This is a genomic window from Arthrobacter sp. A2-55 (assembly GCF_025548615.1).
Classification (GTDB): Bacteria; Actinomycetota; Actinomycetes; order Actinomycetales; family Micrococcaceae; genus Specibacter; species Specibacter silviterrae.
Genome location: NZ_JAJLOZ010000025.1, coordinates 31,679 through 52,907, shown reverse-complemented (window position 1 = coordinate 52,907; position 21,229 = coordinate 31,679). Strand labels below are relative to the sequence as shown.

General features: G+C 63.1%; 12 protein-coding genes and 1 tRNA gene. 3 read left to right on the top strand and 10 right to left on the bottom strand.

Annotated elements, in window-relative coordinates:
* Positions 1-243: 243 nt before the first annotated feature.
* A complete protein-coding gene (locus tag LPN03_RS08920) occupies positions 244-708 on the top strand; it encodes a globin (RefSeq protein WP_262453957.1) in 465 nt (154 codons plus the stop codon).
* Positions 709-909: 201 nt separating this feature from the next.
* Here LPN03_RS08920 and LPN03_RS08915 read toward each other — a convergent pair whose 3' ends face one another.
* Both LPN03_RS08915 and LPN03_RS08910 read right to left on the bottom strand, forming a co-directional pair.
* Positions 910-1,578, bottom strand: coding sequence for a hypothetical protein (locus LPN03_RS08915; protein ID WP_262453956.1), 669 nt, complete (start codon positions 1,576-1,578; stop codon positions 910-912).
* Positions 1,578-2,084: an acyl-CoA thioesterase gene (locus LPN03_RS08910; RefSeq protein ID WP_262453955.1), complete on the bottom strand. Its 507-nt coding sequence runs from the start codon at positions 2,082-2,084 to the stop codon at positions 1,578-1,580. Before LPN03_RS08910 ends, LPN03_RS08915 begins: the two co-directional genes overlap by 1 nt.
* Positions 2,085-2,198: 114 nt before the next feature.
* On the opposite strand from LPN03_RS08910, the gene LPN03_RS08905 reads away from it, so the two are divergent.
* Positions 2,199-3,107, top strand: coding sequence for an acyl-CoA thioesterase (locus tag LPN03_RS08905; RefSeq protein WP_262453954.1), 909 nt, complete (start codon positions 2,199-2,201; stop codon positions 3,105-3,107).
* A 119-nt stretch (positions 3,108-3,226) separates the two neighbouring features.
* On the opposite strand, the gene ettA is transcribed toward LPN03_RS08905, so the two are convergent.
* The 3 genes from ettA to LPN03_RS08890 form a co-directional block, all read right to left on the bottom strand.
* Positions 3,227-4,909 carry an energy-dependent translational throttle protein EttA gene (gene ettA / locus LPN03_RS08900; protein ID WP_165180510.1) on the bottom strand — a complete coding sequence of 561 codons (1,683 nt, stop codon included), beginning with the start codon at positions 4,907-4,909 and terminating at the stop codon, positions 3,227-3,229.
* Between the two features lie 61 nt (positions 4,910-4,970).
* Positions 4,971-5,468 carry a DUF6993 domain-containing protein gene (locus LPN03_RS08895; protein ID WP_262453953.1) on the bottom strand — a complete coding sequence of 166 codons (498 nt, stop codon included), beginning with the start codon at positions 5,466-5,468 and terminating at the stop codon, positions 4,971-4,973.
* 109 nt (positions 5,469-5,577) lie between these two features.
* Positions 5,578-6,156: a single-stranded DNA-binding protein gene (locus tag LPN03_RS08890; RefSeq protein ID WP_262453952.1), complete on the bottom strand. Its 579-nt coding sequence runs from the start codon at positions 6,154-6,156 to the stop codon at positions 5,578-5,580.
* Positions 6,157-6,340: 184 nt separating this feature from the next.
* On the opposite strand from LPN03_RS08890, the gene LPN03_RS08885 reads away from it, so the two are divergent.
* Positions 6,341-6,413: transfer RNA gene (locus tag LPN03_RS08885), tRNA-Arg, on the top strand.
* Between the two features lie 789 nt (positions 6,414-7,202).
* Here the strand turns inward: LPN03_RS08885 and drmC are convergent.
* The 5 genes from drmC to drmD are packed head-to-tail and all read right to left on the bottom strand — an operon-like array spanning position 7,203 to position 20,910.
* Positions 7,203-7,913: a DISARM system phospholipase D-like protein DrmC gene (gene drmC / locus LPN03_RS08880; RefSeq protein WP_262453951.1), complete on the bottom strand. Its 711-nt coding sequence runs from the start codon at positions 7,911-7,913 to the stop codon at positions 7,203-7,205.
* Positions 7,903-9,978 carry a DUF1998 domain-containing protein gene (drmB, locus tag LPN03_RS08875; protein ID WP_262453949.1) on the bottom strand — a complete coding sequence of 692 codons (2,076 nt, stop codon included), beginning with the start codon at positions 9,976-9,978 and terminating at the stop codon, positions 7,903-7,905. Before drmB ends, drmC begins: the two co-directional genes overlap by 11 nt.
* Positions 9,978-13,694, bottom strand: coding sequence for a DISARM system helicase DrmA (gene drmA, locus LPN03_RS08870; RefSeq protein ID WP_262453947.1), 3,717 nt, complete (start codon positions 13,692-13,694; stop codon positions 9,978-9,980). Before drmA ends, drmB begins: the two co-directional genes overlap by 1 nt.
* Positions 13,691-17,770: an Eco57I restriction-modification methylase domain-containing protein gene (locus tag LPN03_RS08865; RefSeq protein ID WP_262453946.1), complete on the bottom strand. Its 4,080-nt coding sequence runs from the start codon at positions 17,768-17,770 to the stop codon at positions 13,691-13,693. The genes drmA and LPN03_RS08865 overlap by 4 nt, the downstream gene beginning before the upstream one ends.
* A complete protein-coding gene (gene drmD / locus LPN03_RS08860) occupies positions 17,758-20,910 on the bottom strand; it encodes a DISARM system SNF2-like helicase DrmD (RefSeq protein ID WP_262453945.1) in 3,153 nt (1,050 codons plus the stop codon). Before drmD ends, LPN03_RS08865 begins: the two co-directional genes overlap by 13 nt.
* Positions 20,911-21,229 lie beyond the last annotated feature (319 nt).

Genomic DNA, 21,229 nt, shown 5'->3' with positions numbered 1-21,229 from the left:
CACAACCAGCTGTCCCCCTTTGCCAACGGCCCCACAGAAAACGACGCCGCGGAGCACGGGGCCGACACCGGCATCCCCATCCCGTCACGCTTTGGCGCTCCGCTGGCCCGCATCCTGCCCATTCCCACCCGGCAGGGGCACCCGCTGCCGTCCACCTCCGGCGCAGCGGCGGGTCCGGGGGGCCCGGCAGCGGGCTCGGCCGTCCTGGCAGCGGGCTCGCAGGCCGACGCGGCGGGCCCTGTGGTGGCACCTGCGGCCCCGTCCGATGCATCAGCCCAGGGTGGTGAAGCCGGTGCCGTCGACGAGTCCGCCTACGCCGACACGTTCTACGGCCAGATCGGCGGCCACGCCACCTTTGAAAAGATCATCCACGTCTTCTACGAGGGCATCGCTGCCGATCCGCTGCTGCGCGCCATGTACCACGAGGAGGACCTGGGGCCGGCGGAGCGGCGCATGCTGATGTTCATGGAGCAGTACTGGGGCGGGCCGCGCACGTACCTGGAAGAGCGCGGGCATCCCCGCCTGCGCATGCGCCATGTGCCGTTCGCCGTCACGCCCGAGGCCCGCGACCGCTGGCTTGCCGCCATGCGCAAGGGCGTGGACGCCGTGGAGCTGTCGCCGCTGCACGAAGCCACACTCTGGGATTACCTCGAGCGGGCCGCGGCGTCCCTGGTCAACTCACCTTCGGACCCGTCCCAGCGCGCCTGACGGGTCCCGGCCCCAGCAGACGATCCTGTCCGGGGGCGACGGGTCCCGGCGGGCGCCCACTTTCGCCCGTTGGACAGCTATGGCGGGCCAGGCCGGTGCCCGGTCGCCATTGCTGTACTGTCGACGCCGCAGCCACGCAACAACCCGCATTAAGTGTGTTGTCGATGCCTTGGCGGCCCGGCCCGTCCCCGTGGGCCGGCCCTAAAGGACAGCCTTCGGGCGGACCAGGATGTGGCCGCGGGCCGTGCTTAGGCGCATCCACCGGTTGGAGCGGAACACTTCGCCCGTCTCCCCCGGTGCCACGAACCCCAGCGTGTACGCGGCAAAGGCGGCACCGCCTGGCAGTTCGCCGGGCACCCCGTCCATGGGGCGGCCCCATACGGCGGCCCGCGCATTGTTGACAATCAGGGCGCCGGGGTTGACGGGAATGATCTGGCCGATCTCCTGGACGCCGTCGCGAGCCACCTTGATCACATCATCCGCCGACACCACGCCCAGCTGCTCCCAGGCGCCGCGCGGCGCAGTGACGCCAGCCCATGACTCGTTCACCGTCATGGGGGGCACGGGCAGCACCACGTCGCCGTCGTCCATGCGGGCCAGGCGGTCGGCCACGGAGGCCAGGCTCACCGTCACGTCCAGCGTTGCCGGGGCACCAAGGGCCATGGTGCGCAGCCCCAAAATCGTGGGCGTTCCCTCGCCCAGCAGCTTGGCGCGCATCACGCAGACGTACGCGGCGAGCACGTTTCCGGCCCCCTGGAGACGGATGCCGCCGTCGTCCGCGGCCCGGGCCCGGGTCACAAAGGTGCGCAAGTCGGCAACGGTGCCGGCGTCGGCCAGCTGGAGTTCATCGGTGTGGGTTGCGGTGGGCATCAGAGCGCTCCTTGTGTGGCGAGTGTTGCGGCAGCGGGATCCACGGGGCGGCGCCGGAACACCACGGGGCCGCCGCGCCAGGTTTGCAGGGCGTTGCGCTGGGCTTCCGTGAGCCGGACAGGCCGGCCGGTGGTGCGCGAAACCAGCACCATGGACGTGGCTGCCTGGGCGAAAACAACTGAGGTGTCGGCGTCGGTGATGGTGTAGCCAAAGTCGAAGCTGGAGCCGCCCACATGGGTGACCCAAATGTTCACGAAAACGGGTTCCGTGCGGAAGGCGATGGGCGCCAGGTATTCAATCTCGTTGCGGCTCACCAGGGTGAAAAGCCCGTCGCCGATGAGGTCGTTGAAACTGGTGCCGGGCGATTCCGGCGTGCCGAGCGGGGTGTGGATCAGCCGGATGCGGGCGTCCTCCAAATACTGCAGGTAGACAACGTTGTTGACGTGGTTGTACGCGTCAATGTCGCCGAAGCGGACTTGGAGGGAAATTTGGATTGCCTGGGCCATAGGGCCATCATCCCAAATACGCGGCCCGGCACCCAACAGATGCGACCCAGCTCACCTGTTTCATGCCGTGAACCCCATTTGTTCCGGCACGGGACGACATATAGTGTCACGTTTATGAACTCCACGCCGCAAAACGCCACTCCCCTGGACCAGCTGCTGCACATCCTGGACCTGTCCGATGCCGGCGGCGCCCAAACCGATGAGGACATTTTCGTGGGCCCGGGCGAGGCAAATCCCGTCCGGCCGCGGCTGTTTGGCGGGCAGGTGCTGGCCCAGTCGATCATGGCGGCCTCGCGCACCGTGGATGGGGACAGGCTGGTGCACTCCATGCACGGATACTTCCTGCGCCCCGGAGACGCCTCCGCCCCCATCACCTTCGGCGTGGAGCGCCTGCGCGACGGGCGTTCCTTTTCGGCTCGCCGCGCGCACGCCTACCAGGGGGGCGCGCCCATCCTGTCACTGATCGCTTCCTTCCAGGTGCCCGACGGCGGCCTGGAACACCAGGAGCCCATGCCTGCCGGGGTGCCCGGCCCCGAAACACTGCCGACGGCGGCAGACTTGCTGGGCGGCATAGACCACCCGGTGGCGCAGGCCTGGGCCTTCGACCGCCCCTTCGACATCCGCCACGTGGACCCTGACATCTATTTTCAGGCCCCTGCGAGCCATGTGGCCCAACAGGCCGTCTGGATCAAGACGATGGGCCCCATGCCCGACGACCAGAGCCTGCACCGGGCGGCGCTCGCCTATGTCAGCGACTACACGCTGCTGGAGCCGGTGCTGCGCCGGCACGGGCTCAGCTGGGCCACCCCTGGGATGAGTGTGGCCAGCCTGGACCATGCCATGTGGTGGCACCGCCCGCTGCGCGTGGACGACTGGCTGCTCTACGTGGCCGACTCCCCCAGCGCGTCCGGCGCCCGCGGCCTGAGCCACGGCCGGTTTTACAACCGCGACGGCGAACTGGTCGCGTCGGTGGCGCAGGAAGGGATGATCCGGCTGCCGGAGGGCACGCCGGTGGTTGACTGACTTGCCACGTGCCCTAAAACAGCCGTTGAGCCCGGCTTAAACAGTTGAAGGCCGGTCCCTTGGGCAAGGGACCGGCCTTTTCGCTGCTGGTTGCGAGCTAGTCGCGGGTCAGTCGCGTGCTAGTCGCGGGTCAGGCGGCGGTGGGTGACGCGGTGCGGACGGGCTGCGTCAACGCCGAGGCGGGCCACCTTGTCAACCTCGTAGGAATCGAAGTTGCCCTCAAACCAGTGCCAGTTGGCCGGGTTTTCCTCGGTGCCTTCGTAGGCCAGGATGTGGGTGGCCACCCGGTCCAGGAACCAGCGGTCGTGGGAGACCACCACGGCGCAGCCGGGGAATTCGAGCAGCGCGTTTTCCAGGCTGCCGAGGGTTTCAACGTCGAGGTCGTTGGTGGGCTCATCGAGGAGCAGCAAGTTGCCGCCCTGCTTGAGCGTCAGTGCCAGGTTGAGGCGGTTGCGCTCACCGCCGGAAAGCACCCCGGCCTTCTTCTGCTGGTCCGGGCCCTTGAAACCGAAGGCGGCAACGTAGGCGCGGGAGGGCATTTCAACGTTGCCGACCTGGATGTAGTCCAGCCCGTCGGAAACCACTTCCCAAAGGGTCTTGTCGGGGTCGATGCCGCCGCGGCTCTGGTCGGCGTAGGAGATCTTGACGGTCTCGCCCACCTTGAGGGAGCCGCCGTCGAGCTCTTCCAGGCCAACGATGGTCTTGAAGAGCGTGGACTTGCCGACGCCGTTGGGGCCGATGACGCCGACAATGCCGTTGCGCGGCAGGGTGAAGGAGAGTCCGTCGATCAGGACGCGGTCGCCGAAGCCCTTTTGGAGGTTGTTGGCCTCCAGCACCACGCTGCCCAAGCGCGGTCCCGGTGGAATCTGGATTTCCTCGAAGTCGAGCTTGCGGGTGCGGTCGGCCTCTGCTGCCATTTCCTCGTAGCGGGCCAGGCGGGCCTTGGACTTGGTCTGGCGGCCCTTGGCGTTGGAGCGGACCCACTCGAGTTCCTCGGTGAGGCGCCTGGCCAGTTTGGCGTCCTTCTTGCCCTGGACTTCCAGGCGGGCGCGCTTCTTCTCCAGGTACGTGGAGTAGTTGCCCTCGTAGGGGTACAGGTGGCCGCGGTCCACTTCGGCAATCCATTCGGCCACGTGGTCCAGGAAGTAACGGTCGTGGGTGACGGCCAGGACGGCGCCGGCGTAGCTCTTCAGGTGCTGTTCCAGCCAGTTGACGGACTCGGCGTCAAGGTGGTTGGTGGGCTCATCGAGGAGCAGCAGGTCCGGCTTTTGGAGGAGGAGCTTGCACAGGGCAACCCTGCGGCGCTCACCGCCGGAGAGGACGGTGACGTCGGAGTCGCCCGGGGGGCACTGGAGTGCGTCCATGGCCTGCTCGAGCTGGGAGTCAATGTCCCAGGCGTCGGCGGCGTCGATGGCTTCCTGCAGCTTGCCCATCTCTTCAAGGAGGGTGTCAAAGTCAGCGTCGGGGCTGGCCATTTCCTCGGAGATCTCGTTGTAGCGTTGGATCTTGCCGTAGATCTCGCCAACGCCTTCCTGGACGTTGCCCAGGACTGTCTTTTCCTCGTTCAGTGGCGGCTCCTGGAGCAGGATGCCCACGGAGTAGCCGGCACTGAGCCTGGCCTCGCCGTTTGAGGGGGTGTCCAGTCCGGCCATGATCTTCAGGATGGTGGATTTTCCGGCACCATTGGGTCCCACAACGCCAATCTTGGCACCCGGGAAGAAGGACATGCTTACGTTGTCAAGAATGAGTTTGTCGCCAACTGCCTTGCGGGCGTTGGACATCGTGTAAATAAATTCCGCCATACCCCTAAGGCTAATGGGTACCTGCCCTTAACTCACATTCAGGGGCGGCCCGGCTGGCGGGTTAGTGCTGGTCGCCCACGAAGCACATGCCGGTGGCGAGGATGGGCAGGACTGCCACGGAAGCCTTGCCGTCGCGAACCTGCCCGATGACGCACTGCTTGCCGATGGGTGCCGCCGCCTCGATGGCGTCGACGGCCAGGCCCGTTGGCGTTTTGTCGATGGAGATTTCGAGCTTCTCCGATGCGGCGCCGGCCTCCACCATGGCGGCCTTCATCTGGTCTCTGTTGGGGCCGGACGTGGTGCTGCCCAGCTTGGTGAGTGATGCCTTTACCTTGGCGGCCAAGGCATCCGCGGCCGACGGCGGTTCCGTGGCTTTGGCCGTGACTGCCGGCGTCTGGGTGGCTCCGGCCGAATTTGTCGGTGCCGGCTGGCCTCCGGTTGGGACCTGGGAGGCTGCGGCTCCGGCCGAGGAGCCAACAGTGTCGCCAGGGGTTGATTTCCCCGGAAGGAGTGAGCATCCTGTGGTGGCCAGGCTCCCCAGCAGCAACAGAGCGACCATGGCGGCACGAAGACGCCTGCTGGCGTGCTTCATAGATGGGCGGCTGGTTGCAATATCCTCGGTCACTCCGCCATTCTTCCACGGTGCGCCACCACCAGCGGCCAGGCGCTCAGAACGGGGAATCCTCCTGGATTACCTCCCCGGTGGCCTCATCCACCGTCTCGCCATCAGTCATTCCGCTGGTCTGGTCGTCCTGGGCTTCCGGATCGTCTTGATGCTCAGGAGCATCCTGGCCGGCCATGGCAACGGAAACTTCCAGCTTGGCCACCTCAGCGTCAACTTCTTCTGGTGTACCTCCCGGCTGGGAGGCAGGGGTTCCAGCGCGGCCGGTTCCGGTACGCGAATAGTACGCCATGCCAAACTGCAGGTCCGGCCCGATCGTTTCCGCATCAATCTCGACGCTTAGCCCCGGAGTGCCATCCTTGCGAAGGAAGTTCGTCACGTGGAGCTTCCCCATGACGATGATGCGGTCGCCCTTGTGAATGCTGGAAACGGAGTTCTGGGCCAGGGATCGGAAGACATTGATGCGAAACCAATTGGTGTCGCCGTCCACCCACTCGTTGGTGATGGGATCCTGCTTGCGGTGGGTGGAACCCATGCGGAAGTTGCCAAGGACCAGGCCCGTCTGCGTGGTGCGGGTTTCCACGGTGGAGCATACAAAGCCGCGAATGGTGATGGTGTTTGCCATGGGACTGCCTTTCACTGGGCCGCTGCTGCGGCGTTGTTGGTTGGTTCCAGCAAACGCCCCGCTAGAGGCGGGGACCAGTGGGTGCGCACGATTTGTGGACAACACTGCCCTGGTTTGCACCTGTGGAGGAAGAGATACGCAGATAAACCTGATAATTTAGTGGAGGTTCACTCCTGTGGGCCACGCCTCGGTAGCTCAGCGGATAGAGCAGGAGCCTTCTAATCTCTTGGTCGTGGGTTCAATTCCCGCCCGGGGCACCCAAAAGGGCCTCTGACCTGCGGTTATGTTCCGCAGGTCAGAGGCGCTTAAGGCCAAAAACGGGCCAAGTCACGTTTTACTCACGTTTTTGAACGAAAAGTTGGTCACGTTTTTGGCTTGCTTTCGGGGGAAATAGGTTCAATTTCTAGTCACGTTATTGATTTCCCATTGACCATCTCGACTGTTTGTGACTGACATTCCAGACACCATCATTTTGCGCCAAACTTGACCGCCGGCCCGCTCCAAATCCCCTCGTTTCCGTAGCCGATCCACTCCCTGGTACCGCTTTGGTGCTGCCAAAATTGTCACGAATCGGTTGGTCACCCCGCAAGCTGGATGCCGGCGCTTGGGTATCCGAATGTTCCCATCCTGGAGGAGAAATCATGGGGTTTGAATCACCCAATTTCCATGCTTCAACATGGACGCTGATGAGTCGGACACCGTGCGGCGGCATCCGCCGCATCGAGTCAAATCCGTGACGACAGCTGGCGCACTCAGAGTTTGTCTGCTCAATGGCATCTCTCTCGATGGACTCCATAACGCCGCCAATCTTCATGCCGCCAACGATTGGCCACTCTGCAATGTATGTTCTATGTCTGATGGCCAGCGCATACTTGGGCCCCCAAAATCGTGACTTTCGAATGCGGACACGGAGCTCATACTCATGGGGTCGTTTAGGTAGCCGAGGATTTCTAATGGTGGCCAGCAACCTGTACACCATGAAAAATCCGGATTATATGCATCCCTAACCAAATAGTCTTCCGCACCCCTGGATGCGAGAGACTGGTCTAATCCAGCACTTGCTCGTAGAGCGTGCCGTGTTTGCTTGTCATCGTGGACTCGACTGACTTGGCCAGCGCGGAGTCGTGAACCAGAAGACCGAACTCTATGTTGCGGTTTTCTGCGCTGAAGGAGAAGTTGGCGCTGGTCAAGAGCAGGATTTCGTGGTCGATGATGATGAACTTTGCGTGGCTGACGACCTGTTTGCCGGTCGGCAAGATGGCCGATCTGTAGACCGTCGCTCGCTCGAGTTGCGCTTTGATGTTCAGACTGTCGGCCTTGTCACCGTCCACGTAGACGGTGACCGTCACGCCGGGGTGAGCGGTACTTTCCCGGAGCGCGGCCCACATCTGCGAGGTCTTCTCAAAGTTATACGTTGCGCAGGTCACGGACTGCCGGGCGGAGCTTATGAGCCGATGGAACTCACCCGTAAGGCGCCCGTTCTTGGCTTCGTTGCCGGGCATGGTCCAGACAGGAGTAAGATCCCGATGGACGGCCTTGGCTCCAGCCACAGCCTGTAGGACGGCAACCGACCGCTCAACGTCTGTGTGCCCCAGGCCGGCGGCTGCAAGAAGCGCTCCGGCTCGTTCACGGCGGGAGTTGCTGACCGCTCCGAGCGCTTTGGTGATGTGCTGGCCCGCGGCGAGCTGAACGGCAAGTCCCTCGGCTTCGGCAGCTGTGAGGAACTCGCCGAGCGCCGCGAAAGGGTCAGAAGGCATCCACGCTCCCAAAGAAACCGGGGACGGTTGGGCCCATGATGGTCGGCAGGTTGAGCAGGAAGCGCCGATCCAGGAACCGGTTCGACTTCTCGCATGAGGTCTCCGAGACAAAGGTGCAACAGTGGCAAGCGGCGCCATGGAGGAAGTCCTCAGGGTCGCTGGGAGTGCGCACCGCACAAACGGGGTCCGATGAACACCGCGACGCCCTGCGCAGAGCCGAGATAACGAGGCCCTCCAAGCGCGCGGGCTCGGACAATGCGACGAGCCCACCGAGAGTTCCCTCACTGTCAGAGGCTGTGGTGCAGATGAGCAGTCCTGCCGCCGCCTCGCGCTGCGGCCCCGAAGGCCATCCGTATATGCGTTCCGTGAGGCTGGCAGCGCCGTAGCCGCAGGACATTGCCATCTCGCGAATGAGCGTATGGGCGAAGGTGTGCAGGAGCCAGTAGCGCGGGCCAGGCAGCCGGGTGTCGGGGTTTACTGAGGCGGCGGTCTCCGAGAAGCGGCGGGAGAAATTCAGTCGGTGCGCCTGCTTGTGAGCCGTCCATAGCGGGGAGTTGAGGATCTTCTTTTCCCACTCGTCCACAGCTTCCAAGTCGAGCTGGAGGAAGATTCCCTCGCCGCGGTCTTCGGTGGCCGGAACCCAGGCGGGCCTGCCTTTGCGCGTCAGTTTGACGAGGCGGCTGGCAAGATCGTTCACCCTGTCCATCTCGTCAAGCCGGGTAAACCCGAGAACGGCGTTGATCTTTTTCATCCGGTTGACGGCCACGACCCGCTTAACGCGCGGGTGCAGGTTCTGCCCTCGTTGCATCTCAGTGACCATCAGGCCGCTGGAGTTTTGCTGCTGCGGGAACAGGGCCGGCTTTTGCAGGTACCGCCACTCCGGTACAAGCAGCTCCGCCGGGTCCCAGGTGGCGAGCTTCTCCTGGCGTACCTCCTCCGGATCGACGGGCGCGAGCACGTCTGCGACGGCGGCGGCAAGGCTCTGGTCAGAAATATCCTTGAGGTCGATCTTTCCGTCTGCCACGTCCTTGAGGGTGTCCAGATCGGAGGCGTACTTGACGATCTTCTCGATTCCCACCGCAGCGCGTAATTGGTCAGCGAGGGCTTCGGCTTCTTCAGCGTCGGTACGGGGCATGACAATGACCGACTGGGTGGAGGAGAACCAGAGGTTGGATGCCCCCATCATGATCAGGGTGGGACGGGCGCCGCATTCGGCGTCGAAGGCGTTCAAGTGCGGGTGTCGTCCACGGCATTTCTGCGGGAGTTTGTCGCGCCCGGCCGCGCCCTGGGCCTCGGCCATGCCACGGGATGCGCCGCAGGAGGCGCAGCTAATGATAGAGCCGATGCTCTGGCCGATGTTCGCGTCCCGCATCTTCAAGTCAGGCAGCTCGGATTTCGGGCAGGATCCGCCGCGGTGCACCCACAACGTATAAGGGAACTCGTCGAGGTGGCCGTTGGTACAGGTCAGCAGGTGCGGGGCGGGAACGGCGGGGCTCTGGCGCTTCCGTCCGGTTGACACGGCCCGGTTCCTGCCGCGGCCCGGACAGCTCTCGTGAGTGAACTGAGCGAGGTCCGGACGGAAAGGGTGGGTGTTCGTGTAACTGAAACGCGGCAGGGGCCCGAGGTAGTCACAGCCGGTGCAGCGGAACCACTGAGGGAAGGCGCGCGCCGGAACACCGAGGTCGGATCCTTCCTTGGACATCGCGCCCTTCTTCGGCTGCCACGGGAATGGGCGCAGCGAGTCGACCTGAGGTCCCAGGTGGAGGCGTACGACGTTCAGCAGCCGCGGTTCGACGACGGTCGGGATGAACTCCCGGCGCTTCCAGATTGGTTCCCAGTCATCGAGCCCGGCAGGCATGACCGAGAAGCCCGGAAGGTCCATGATGGCGCCGGGGCCATAGGTGTACAACAGCGAAGATGGCCGGGCGGTGCCGACCTTTGCACGGTTCTTGACCGCACTCTCCTCGGCGTCAGTCAGCGGGTCGAGCGCCTGCCCGGGATCGTGGAGCATAGCGGGGATATCGGTCAGATCCGGGTCGTCGGGGGTAATCGTTTCGACCATCATCAGTCGTCCTCTCCCATAGGCAGGGCCCACTGCGGGGCTCCGTTAGGTGCCCGCGCGAACATTCGCTCTGGTAGCGGGCTGACCAGCACGTTGATCTCCGGCTGCACCTCGCGCATGGAGTTGGCAATAACAAAAGGCGCCTCGGAAGACCCGGCCGCCGATGCTCTGGCATTCTCGGGGCTGATGATCAACGGCAGGTACTTGTCGCCATCTCCGGTGCGTTCATACACCAGGGTTTTGCTCATCTCCGCGGCTCGCTTCGCACGCTGGTTCCAGCGGTCGATGCGGTTCACGAGCAGATCGTTTGCGCGCTTGGCAGTGTCCTCGTCCTGCGCAGCGGCCGCGATTCGTGTTTTCAGCCGCTCCGCCAGTGCTTCGAGCGCCTCTGGCTGCTCCTTGATCCGCCAGGCGCTACGTTCCGGAGAGAGCCCGTCAGCGACGGGAGCCTGGAGCACCCGGGCAACACTGACCAGCAACCCGTCGATACCGCGCTCCAGCGATGTCGGCGAATACGGGGTCACCGAGAGCGCCTCGACTTGAGCGTAGAACGTGTCGTGGTAGTTCCGGAACTGCTCGAAATGAGCCAAGTCACGCGGGCGGGCCCAGTTCCCGAGGGCGACCACGAGACCGGGCCGGTCAGAGGGATCGCGGCCGACGCGTGAGGATGCCTGGATGTACTCTGCGGTGTTCTTCGGCTGCCCGACCACGAGCATGAGCCCCAGTCGCTGAACGTCCACTCCGACTTGGAGCATGGAGGTCGCCAGGACGACGTCGAATGGTGAATCTTTCCTGCCGGGAGCTTTCTTGTTGTCGCGGATGGCGGCTATACGGGCTTGGACAGCTGTTGTTGTGTCGAAGTTAGAGTCGAACTCCAATCCGAGCCGGTCCAGCGTTCTGCCGATCTCGGCCGAGGCGATCCGGGATGTTAGCTCGGCGGTGTGCAGGTTGCCGAAAGCTGCGCCATATCGGCGCGGGAAGCCCGAGTCCTTGCGTGGGTTGCTGACCCTGTTCGCCACATCGTCGGCGACGTACCGGGCCATGCCCGCGAGTTCACGGGTGGCGTTGAAGTAGCCGACCAGCGTCATGTACGGGTCCGCAGCGCTTCCGGCCCGATCGAAAAGGAGCTGGCCCGCAAGTAGGAGTACCTCGGCGAGCCGGATTTCTGCGCTCGACAGACGCACACCTTGGGCACTGACACCCAGGTACCGCCGCCCCGGGCTGTCCCGGCTGATCGGAACTTCCTGGGAGAAGTAGGTATCGGCGACATCGAGTACCTGCGGGGGGAAGATCTCGACCTGCCGTCCGTATAGTCCCCGCACCTGATCCTGGGCGTTGCGCACGGTCGCTGTTGAGGCCACGATCAGGGGTCTCACTGGTTTTCCATCCAGTGTTTCCCATGAGGACAGGGTCTCTACTGCGACTTCGAACAGACCGACAGCTGTGCCGAGGGCACCGGTAATCAGGTGCAGCTCGTCTTGGATGATCAGGTCCGGCGGACGAAGCCGGTTGACGGTACGTACGGTCGCCGCAGGGTGCCCGTCCTTGCTCACCGGGTGGGTCGTAGTGATGTCGCAATTGGAGTAGTCCGGGTGGACGTACCCGTGACGTCCGCAGCGGCGGCTAACGTACCCGAAAAGTGCGGCTGCCTCGCCCTCACGGGCAAGCCGGGCGAACTTGTCCACCGTCGCGATCACAAAAGCGGGGGTGAGGCGGTAAATCTCCTCATCGACGGTGAGTACCGGCAGCCCTTCGTCGACAAGGCCGCCCTTGGAGAAGGGGCAGCGAGCTAGGTCGTCGGCGCAGTAAACGAATACCCGACGGACTGTCGCATCGGTCTTGACCTGGGCCGCGGTAATGGGCGTGCCACACCAGGGGCACCGCTGAATTTGGAGGACAGTCAGCCGGTGGGAACCGTATTCGTTGGCCTTGGTAAGCTGCTCGTCCGCTTCCTCGAACCGTTTCGGGCTCACGTCGGTCCCTACCCACAGCCCGATGCGGAATTGCTCGGCTCCCCAAATCTCTTCATTTTCGCGGCGCGCCAGCTCGGCCGCGCACATCAAGGTCGTTGCCCGCTGGAACTGCTGGGCGGTCAGCAGCCGCAGGGTGTACCGCATGAGAACCGCAACGCCATCGCGCCCGTCGAGCTGGCCGTCAGTCGAGGAGACCAGGCCCTGGCGGCGACGGATCGCGAACGTGTAGGCGGCAAGGCCGAGATAGGCCTCGGTCTTGCCACCACCAGTGGGGAAGAACAGCAGCTCAACGCGAGCAAGGTGGTCGGCGCTGCGGGCTTGAGCTGTCGGGTCGGTCAGTGCCCCTAGCTGCATGAGGATGAACGCAAGCTGGAACGGACGCCAGGATGCTGCGCCCGGACCCTTTGCGGCAATTGCTGCCTGTGCCTGCTCGATCGTCACTGTTGGATCAGATGCTCGCAGGGCTGCTACCTGGGAGGCGATGCGCTGATCGTGCATCACGCGGTTCATGAACTGGAAACAGCGCAGCGCTTCAGGATCGCTGGCGATGTGTTCGAGGCCGTCGGCAAGCCGTTGGCGCGCCTGGGCCGCATCCCACAGAACCGCCTCGGCGGTCTCCTGAAGATGCGCCGGAAGGTTCATCGCTGTGGCTTTTTGTTCGTCGAGCCACGCACGGTAGCCGGAAACCAGAGGAGCCAGGCCCGCCGTCAGCCCCTCTGGTGTCACTGTCGAAAGCGCATCCATGGACAGCAGCGCATCTTTTACCGATCGTGCGCGTGTCTGCGGCGTTTCAGCGACAGGAAGCCACGTCGTAGAAACCTCAGCTGCCCGCCGTGAACCAGTGCGCGCCACCCAATCCACTGAGCAGGTGCGACCGATCGCGAATTCCAGGCGGTTGCGGTACTGGAGCTTCAACCGCTTGACCTCGTCGTCATGCTCCGGCCAGTCCTGCTCCAGCGCATCCCGCACCGGGAGAAACACCTCCGCCCCGCCGGCGTTCACGCGGAGCTGGGTTTGGAACAGCCACATGTTCACCGGGATCGGCATCGGCGTCTCCCGGTCATTGCACAGTGCAATCTCCACGAGCACCCGGCCGAACTGCGGATCGTCGTACCGGTCCACCCGCAGGCAGATCGAATCCCGCAATGTTATCGTGGCAGTTTTCCCCGGCGTCAGGTCGGCGAGTCTGATCGTGCGTGGTTCTTCGACGGGAGTGCGCTGGTAGTGGCGGATGGGGCGGCCGGCTTTGGTGGTCTGGTCGGTCTCGACCGTCGAGTACGTACCCCATGATGCGGTGACTGTGAACGAGGCCAGGTCTGCTGGCAGCTGGAATCGCAGGCCCATTGACGCCGGGATCATCAGTCCCTGCTTCGGGCTGCGGTCCTCCGGGTCGTCGTCTTCCGCATCCGCAGTTGTCTCGTCGGCTGCGAATGCCGGAACGCCGCGCTGCTCGCGCGCAGCGTCATCATCCATGCGGGCCTCGACGATGTGCCCGCGCTCCGGGGCGTCTTCGGATGCGCCATCTTTCAAGGCCTTGCCTGTGAGCTTCACTGGCGCGATGTGGCCCACCAGGTACTGAGAACGGGGGCTAATCGACAGAACCTCTTCGGGTCCGTGGATCGGCCCGAGCAGTTCCCGCTCCAGAATGTCGGCCAGGTTCTCGCGCACCATGAATGACGAACCATCGAGCTCATGGTTGAGCTCGTACGGCTTCTGCGGTGGTCGCGTGGTCGTGGTTTCGCTCATGAGAACAGTGTCTCCATTCCCTCGGACGCTGACTTCGTTTTTCTGCCCCTAGTGGTTTTCTTCGGACTTGCAGCCGCCTCTTCAGCCGCTCGCCGATGATTCTCCTCCAACAACCGACGCCTCATTTCATTGCGCTGAGCGGAATCACACGTAAAGCGCACAACGCCTGCCAATTCGTGGAATCCGTGGTGAATATCGAGATCGTTCCACCCATAGCTGGATACGACAGCGGCATCGAGAGCCATCTGCGCCTCTCGAAGACGAGAGATTGAGTACCCGTTCACACTCGGGTCATCGAGCTGGTTGTATAGCTTCGTCGGCGAAGTGATCACTGACAAAGCCTCGTCCCGCGCCGCAATGAATTCGTCCGCAGCTACTAAGAGATTCAGATTCTCGAGATCGGGAAAGGGGAACGTGCGAAGGCACCGTGACACAACATAGTTGCTTGTGGTACCGCGCCCAGTGCGGGTGCGCTCGAACCAGGCGGAATGTAGGCTCGATGAGAGAACGCCCAAGGCCGAAGCCGAAGCTGAGGCGATCACTACGACCTTGTGCGAGAGGACCGGACGGTGATCGTGCATGAACAGGAATACCGGAACGCGTGTGTCTCCCGCCAGCGCTATGAACCGATCCATTTTTTCAGTCTCCTGGAAGAGTTCTTCCCGTTTATCCCAGAATGCCCAGTAACGGTGCTCGTGCACCTGGCTTGTGATTGCATCCCTGGCGGGCTTAACCGTCAAGCGAAGATGCTCGAACAGATTCGGCATGTCCATGCGAAGTAAATCTTCATCAACGTAGGCCCCAACATCGATTACCTTCCGTCCCGATGGAACGCCTGACATTAACGTCTGCCCATTGACGAAGGGTCTCAATGCAAGTTGCTCCGCCTCATTGAGATTTGCCAAAATCGGGGCGTCTGCATCAAGAACGAATCCCTCACCATATGCGTAAATGCCCGCACCGGCAAGGAAAGGAAGCTTCAGTGGCGAGGCCGTAGTAACATTTGCCTCCCCTGCATCATCAAGTGACGGGGATAGCGCCGAGACGACACGGCCATCAAGGATTGGTGACATTGCTGAGTAATCGGAACTTTTTTTCCACGCCCAGATAATCGCGGCACCCGTTGAAGCTTGCCCTGGCCAACGAAATGCCGACACCGCTCGATAAAGCGTGCCTTCTTCCACCAAAATCTGTGTGCTCATCAAAGCAGTGTCGCCCTGCCCAATTCGATCAGTGGCTATAAGCCCGAGAGATCCACCTTCAACGAGAAGTAGCCAAGCTCGGCGAATGAAATGTGCGCTTATGTCTGCCGCACCTTTCAAACCGTTCAAATCTGCCTTGACCCAGGTTTCAATGTTCGAGCCATTTGCGGTTGCGATCTTCTTCCCCGCGAGGAACGGGGGATTCCCGATGACGGCATCGAAGCCGCCGTGACCGACCATGACGTCGGGGGCCTCTAGCACCCAATGCAACGGCTGCCACCGGCGGTAATCGGTCTCCACGGTAGGTGTGAGTCCGTTGTCGATGATCGCGTCGAGCCACGTGCTGTCAGCTTCCTGGTCAAGGGTTCCCTGGTGCGCTTTCTTCACAGCTGCCCGCAGGTTCTCGTATGCCTCATCTAGCGCCCTGCTTGGTTTGCCTCCGTGGGGCAGCCCAGCGGCTATCACACCGTCCGCTATCGCCCGCAAGGATGCGGTGACTTCGTGCAGCTCTCGCAGCTGCCGGCGCTTCGCCGCACTGCTGCGGGCGGGGTCGTCTTCATCGATCTCGGTGGCGAGGCGTTCGCGCAGAGCCACTGCCTTGCGGAGGATGATGTCGATGTCGATGTGGAAGATGTGGAGCATATCGCCGGGAATGACGCGTTTGGTATCGAAGTGGAGTCTACGGAGCTGATCAATATTTGTGAGCCCGAGCAGGGAGTTGCCGAGGAATACTTTGTCGTCGACGAAGGAGAACGGCAGGTCTCGGTCGAGGGATACGAGCCAGAGAGAGAGCTTGCACATCTCAACAGCCATGTCGTTGATGTCGGCGCCGTAGAGACAGTTCGCAACCACCTGCCGGATGGCACGTACGTAAAGGCCCTTACGTTGGGAGTTCGCTAGGTCTTCCTCGGTCCATGCCTCTACCACGCGGTCAGCGAGGTAGCGGGCGGCGGCAACGAGGAACGCTCCTGACCCACAGGCGATATCTGCGATCTTGAGTCCGAGCAGCTCGTCGGAAGACTTCAGCTTCCACTGCTCACTTTCGGCAGTCTGGTGCGGGCCAGGCGAGTAGCACAGCGGCTGTAGGGCACGGAGCACGACCTCTTCCGCCAAGGACTTCGGTGTGTAGTGGGCGCCGGCGTTCCTGCGCGACGGGGTTTCTTTCATCACCAGCCCGCCGGCCACCACAACGAACGGGTGGCCCCGCAAGTCGGGCCGGATGAGGCCAAGCCAGGGCTTGATGCGGTCTCGTAGCGTGTTGTCGTCGCCGACGGTCTGGGTGAGGGCGCTGATTACACTGGGGTCGGCTTTGGCGATGATGGCCTTGGTGATGGCTGCTGCTGAAGACGGGCTCGCGGAGGGCTGGCCCTTCGCGACCCAATCCCTAATCGCGACGGCAAGCTTCTTCGGCTCCGGGTATGTCACGGAGAGTTCTTCGAGTATGGCCAGCGGGATCTCGGGCTCGGCTCCTGTGGTTCCGATAATGCCGAGGGTGGGCTCACTCACACGTGTCGCTGTATAGCCGAGCAGGCCTTCATAGATGTAGCCGATCTGCTCGACGTCGATGTCCCGGAAGGAGATCTGGCGCGCTTCCGCTTTTACCTCGGCCTTTTGCACGGAGCGCAGCACGTGTAGCATCACCCGGTCCGAGACCGTGACGGCGAGGGCGCCCTGCTCAGTTGTATCTGTGAGGAATAAGAACCGTGCCGGGTCGAACAGCGATCCTCCGTAGGCGGGCATGCGCAGGTTCTCGAATGATGCCCCCTTGTAGAGAGCCTGGCTGGTTGCGAGCAGCCGGTGCCAGGTCAGCGAGGTGGCGTCGAGAGCTTCCTCGCTCTCGTCGTTCTCCCGGGCAGTGAGCCGATCGAGTTCACCGGCGATGCCGTAGCCCTGCTCAAACAGCTCCCCGGAAGGAAGAAGGCCTCGTTCCTCGGCGAACAGCAGAAACACTGTCCTCATCATCACGGTGACGGCAGCCTCGTAGGTGTCGTGGTTCCGATCCGGGAGCGGGTCGGGCAGGCCACGGCGTTTAGCCTCGGCAGCGGACTCTGAGAACGACTGAATGAGCAGTTCGACGGCTCGGCGCACCTGCGCGCCGAGGGCCTCTGTGATCTCCTCGGCAGCGGCGATGGATTCTTCGAAAAGAACGGGTAGACGTTCGGCGGGGTCGCCGCCGATGATGTGCTGCCTCCTGATCAGAGTGAGAAACGCGTCGCGGGCGCGGGGCTCCTCAACCCAGGTGAGCGAATCCACGATGCCGGAGGCGGCCATGCTGCCCTCACGGGCACAGACCAGGCCCCACCAGCGACCGTCGGTGACGATTCCGATCTCGACCCTGTTTTCGCGCAACAGTGCCTCACAGCGGTCGACCGGAGTTGCGGCCCACAGGTCGCTGGGGGTCTGCCGCAGTGAGTCCGTCGGGTCGACGACGAGCACAAGAGCGCCAATACCCCCCACGCTGACAAGGGCCCCTTGCGCGGCGACGGTGACCGCGCGGTTGGGCGACTGGACCTCTACGCCGGGGACGATGCCCCATTCCAGTGATTCACCCCAGCCGACGACGTCCCGCAGCACGGTCTCGACCCACTTGTCGCGCTCCGTTCGGTAGCCGCCGAGTCGTATGTCACTGTCGGAGTCCCGGTCAAGGGTTTCCCAGGAGTTCTCAAACGCCTTGCGGGCTTCTACCAGAGTCTCGAATTGGTCTAGGTGAGTAGCCCGGAAGTCGGGGATGCCGTTGGGCCAAACCCTTTTGAGCGGCGGGATGGCGAGAAAGGGCCCGTCTGTGTCGACGAGTTGGAGCCAGGCCCGGTGCAGATCTGTAGCGTTGGTCTTCAGACCAGCGGCCTTCCTGGGTCGCGCCATCAGATCGTCCATCCTTCTGCGTCATCACGGGTGAGGGCGAACACGACCGCCGCGGCCGTGGTGTGAGGCTTGACGTCGGCGTACCGCTCCTTGATTGCGTCAATCTCACGGGCTTCTTCGTCGTCGAGTTCGTCCAGACGGCGTTCCATCGCTTCGATGTCGCGACGGCGCTGGCGCTGCTGTTCGTCGGGCAGGAGCATTGCCGCGGCCTCTTCGTCGGCTCGCCGCAAACGGGCGAGTGATTCGCGGAGGTTCACCCGGAAGGCGGCGAAGATTTCTCCTGCCCGCTGGACATCGGCTTCCTGGCGGCGCGTGAGCTGTTCAAGGACCATATCGTGACGTCGGCCGGCGCGAGCCTGCATAGATTCCTCGAGCCGGACGCGCAGCGGGGCGTCGGGCACGTTCCACAGGTCGCAGAGCTGGTCACGCACGCGCTCGTCCGCCAGAGAGATCTTCTCGAGGTCGAGTGCGTGGTCAAGGGCAGCCTCAGCCTTCTCCTCTGCCATCGCGCGGCGCCCATGCAGGCGGACACCGGCCAAGAACACCTCCTCGTGCAGGCGAATGCCGCCACGCCCGACGAGGACCATACGGGTGACGGCGGCCACGAATGATTCTGGCAGGTCGTCGACCACGACGGCGGTCACGCGGCTGAGCGGTGAGTCGACGCTCCACAGCGAGCGGCGCAAGAGGCGCTGTGCCTTCTGCACGATCGGGTGCCCGAGGTGCACGTACACTAGGTTGCTGCGTCCCTCGGCGGCGTGGGGGTCGAAGGTGATCGGGCGGAAAACCTCCGGTTTCAGGCGTGTCGGCAGACCTTTAAGGGTCGCGCTCCATCCCGCCGAAAGGCTTGGCACATCGAACACATCGGCGTCGGTGTCATGGGCGAAGTCGTGGTTCGGCCTGAGCGGCTGCTGATGGTTGATACGTAAGGCGGTGTCAACCACTCGGCGCAAGTTGGCCGGATCAAGGTGCATTTCGGTGCGTGAGGCGTCATAGCCTTGTTCAAGCTGTGTCAGCCGCGCGTTGAGCTCCATGCCACCGGCCAGGGCTGTGTTGATAGCTTCGTTCGTATCCACGCCCTTCGCCTTCGAGCGCACAGGTGCGCGCTTGCCAAAGTGGCGCTGAATCTCGTCGCCGATGACCTGGTTGACCGAGCCGAGGTCCTGCTCGACGGTTGCGACTTTCTTCGCGATTCGCGCCATGAAGGAAGCGTCGGCCGCGTAGACGGAGGAGTCAGCGGCGGGGGCCAAATGGAAGACCAACGGTTCCTGTTTCTGGCCGTACCGGTCGATGCGGCCGATGCGCTGTTCCAAGCGGGACGGGTTGAACGGGATGTCGAAGTTCACCAGTCGGTGGCAGTGCGTCTGGAGATCGATGCCCTCGCCGGCGGCATCCGTGGCGAGCAGAACCCGCACCGGTTCCTTGGATGGGTCCTCGGTGAACTGCGAACGAATGTACTCGCGGTCCTCAGGCGGGGTGGAGCCTTGGATCACCGCGAGTCTGTCCTTGTATCCGCGCTGGGTCAACACGCGGGTGAGCCAGTCGACAGTATGGGCGTACTCGGTAAACACAACGACGCGCTCGTTTGTCCAGTGCAGGCCGTCCGGACGACAAACTGCGTCAAGGAACCTAAGCAACTCGTCGAGCCGGGAGTCTGCGCGGGACTCGAAGCCCAGTCCCCATTCTATGAGTGCGTTCAGCTGCTGGGGTTCGGCGGCCACCAGCGGATCGGAGCCTTTAGACTGGCGCAGCCGCTCGGCTTCGCCCTGCTCCCAGAGCCCCTCTTCTTCATCCGACTGCCCCTCGCCGAAGACGTCATCGTAGTCGTCATCGGACAGTCCTCGGCCGGCCTTGGCACTGACGTAGCGCGTGAGGGTCTGTCCAAACGCGAATGGGCTGGACAAGAACCGCTTCTTCAGCAGCATGGTGACAATGTCACCGCTCGGCTTGGTGCCGTTGGCCTTGGCGCTCTTGACGACGATCTGGTCCAGGAGCGCGAACATCTCCTGCTCGTCCTCGCGCGGGGTGTAGGGCAGCGCACTTACCTTGCGCTTCTTGAAGTCCTTGCCGGTCAGATCGCTCTTGAGACGGCGGACTGTCACATCCTTCAGTGCCTTGGAATCCAGAAGCGCGCCGCGGGAAAAGCGCCGGGGGTCGATCATCTCCATCAGTGCGGTGAACGATTCAGGGTGCCCATTGTGCGGGGTCGCGGACAGGAAGAGCCGGTGTTCGCACCTTTCCGCAAGCTCCCTCACCGCAATGGTGCGCTGAGTGTCAACCGCATAACCGCGGCCCCCTGCGATCGCCGGAGGTCCGGAAGGGGCAACATGGTGAGCTTCGTCGACGACGAGGATGTCGAATGCGAAGCGTTTCGCCGTCTTTGGACTTTTCACTTGGGAATACACATCACGCAGCAGCCGCTGGGAGCGGACCTGCGGCAGCCAGGCCATGCTCACGATGACACGTGGGAACATCAGGAACGGGTTGGCTTGCAGCCCGTGGGTGCGGCGCACCTGTGCCATCAACTCGGAGTTGACGATCGTGAAGTCGAGCCCGAACTTGTCTCGCATTTCGTCCTGCCACTTCAACGACAAGCTCGGAGGACACACGATCACCGCGGTCCGCGCCCGGTGCCGCAGCAGCAATTCCTGGATCACCAGACCTGCCTCGATGGTCTTCCCCAAGCCGACGTCATCGGCCAGCAGCAGGTTGGTGCGAGGCGCGCCGAGGGCGCGGCGCAGCGGTTCGAGCTGGTACGCCTCGACGTTCGCGCCCGACCAGAACGGAGCTTGATAGCGGTCTGGGTCGGCACTCGTGACCGCACCCCATCGCATAGCGTCCACAAAGCCAGCGAGTCTCGTCGGGTCATCAAACTGCTCGACGTAAATCGTCTCCGGCAGGCCCTGAGCGGGGGTGACTGTGTGACCTACTTCCAGCTCCCACACCACCGAGAGCTGTTCCCCGAGACGGTCCTCATCGAGCGACTGAAGATCAACCACATGTGAAAGCTGCGCAACGGATTCGTCGGCCGGGCTTCGAGGGAGTCCCTGTGCCTGGACGTTGGCCACGGCCCATGTTGACCCTCGAACCTCAACGACTTGGCCAGGCTCCGGCAATGGCGGTGCAGCCACAGTTGACGTTGACACGTGCATGCTCCTAGCTCCGTTGCTCACCCCAGGTGAACCCCGCACGATGCAACGACGGCGCACGAGGTGCATTCATCTAATCACTTTTATAGAAATCTCCGTAAACCAGCCGTTTCGCGGCTATGCAGAGTGAAGTTGTCGTATTTCGAAATCGTTGCTCGATTCCCTGCCCTGAGTGCTGGAGAACAGCGCCGACCGCATCAACGACCTAGACCATGATTCGGTATCCATGGTGGCAACCCCAGTCGCCACCATAGATCAGCCCGAACTGGCGTCCAAAGTGATGGACCCATATGAACACCTGCCGAGCCACGTTGTGCCTTCT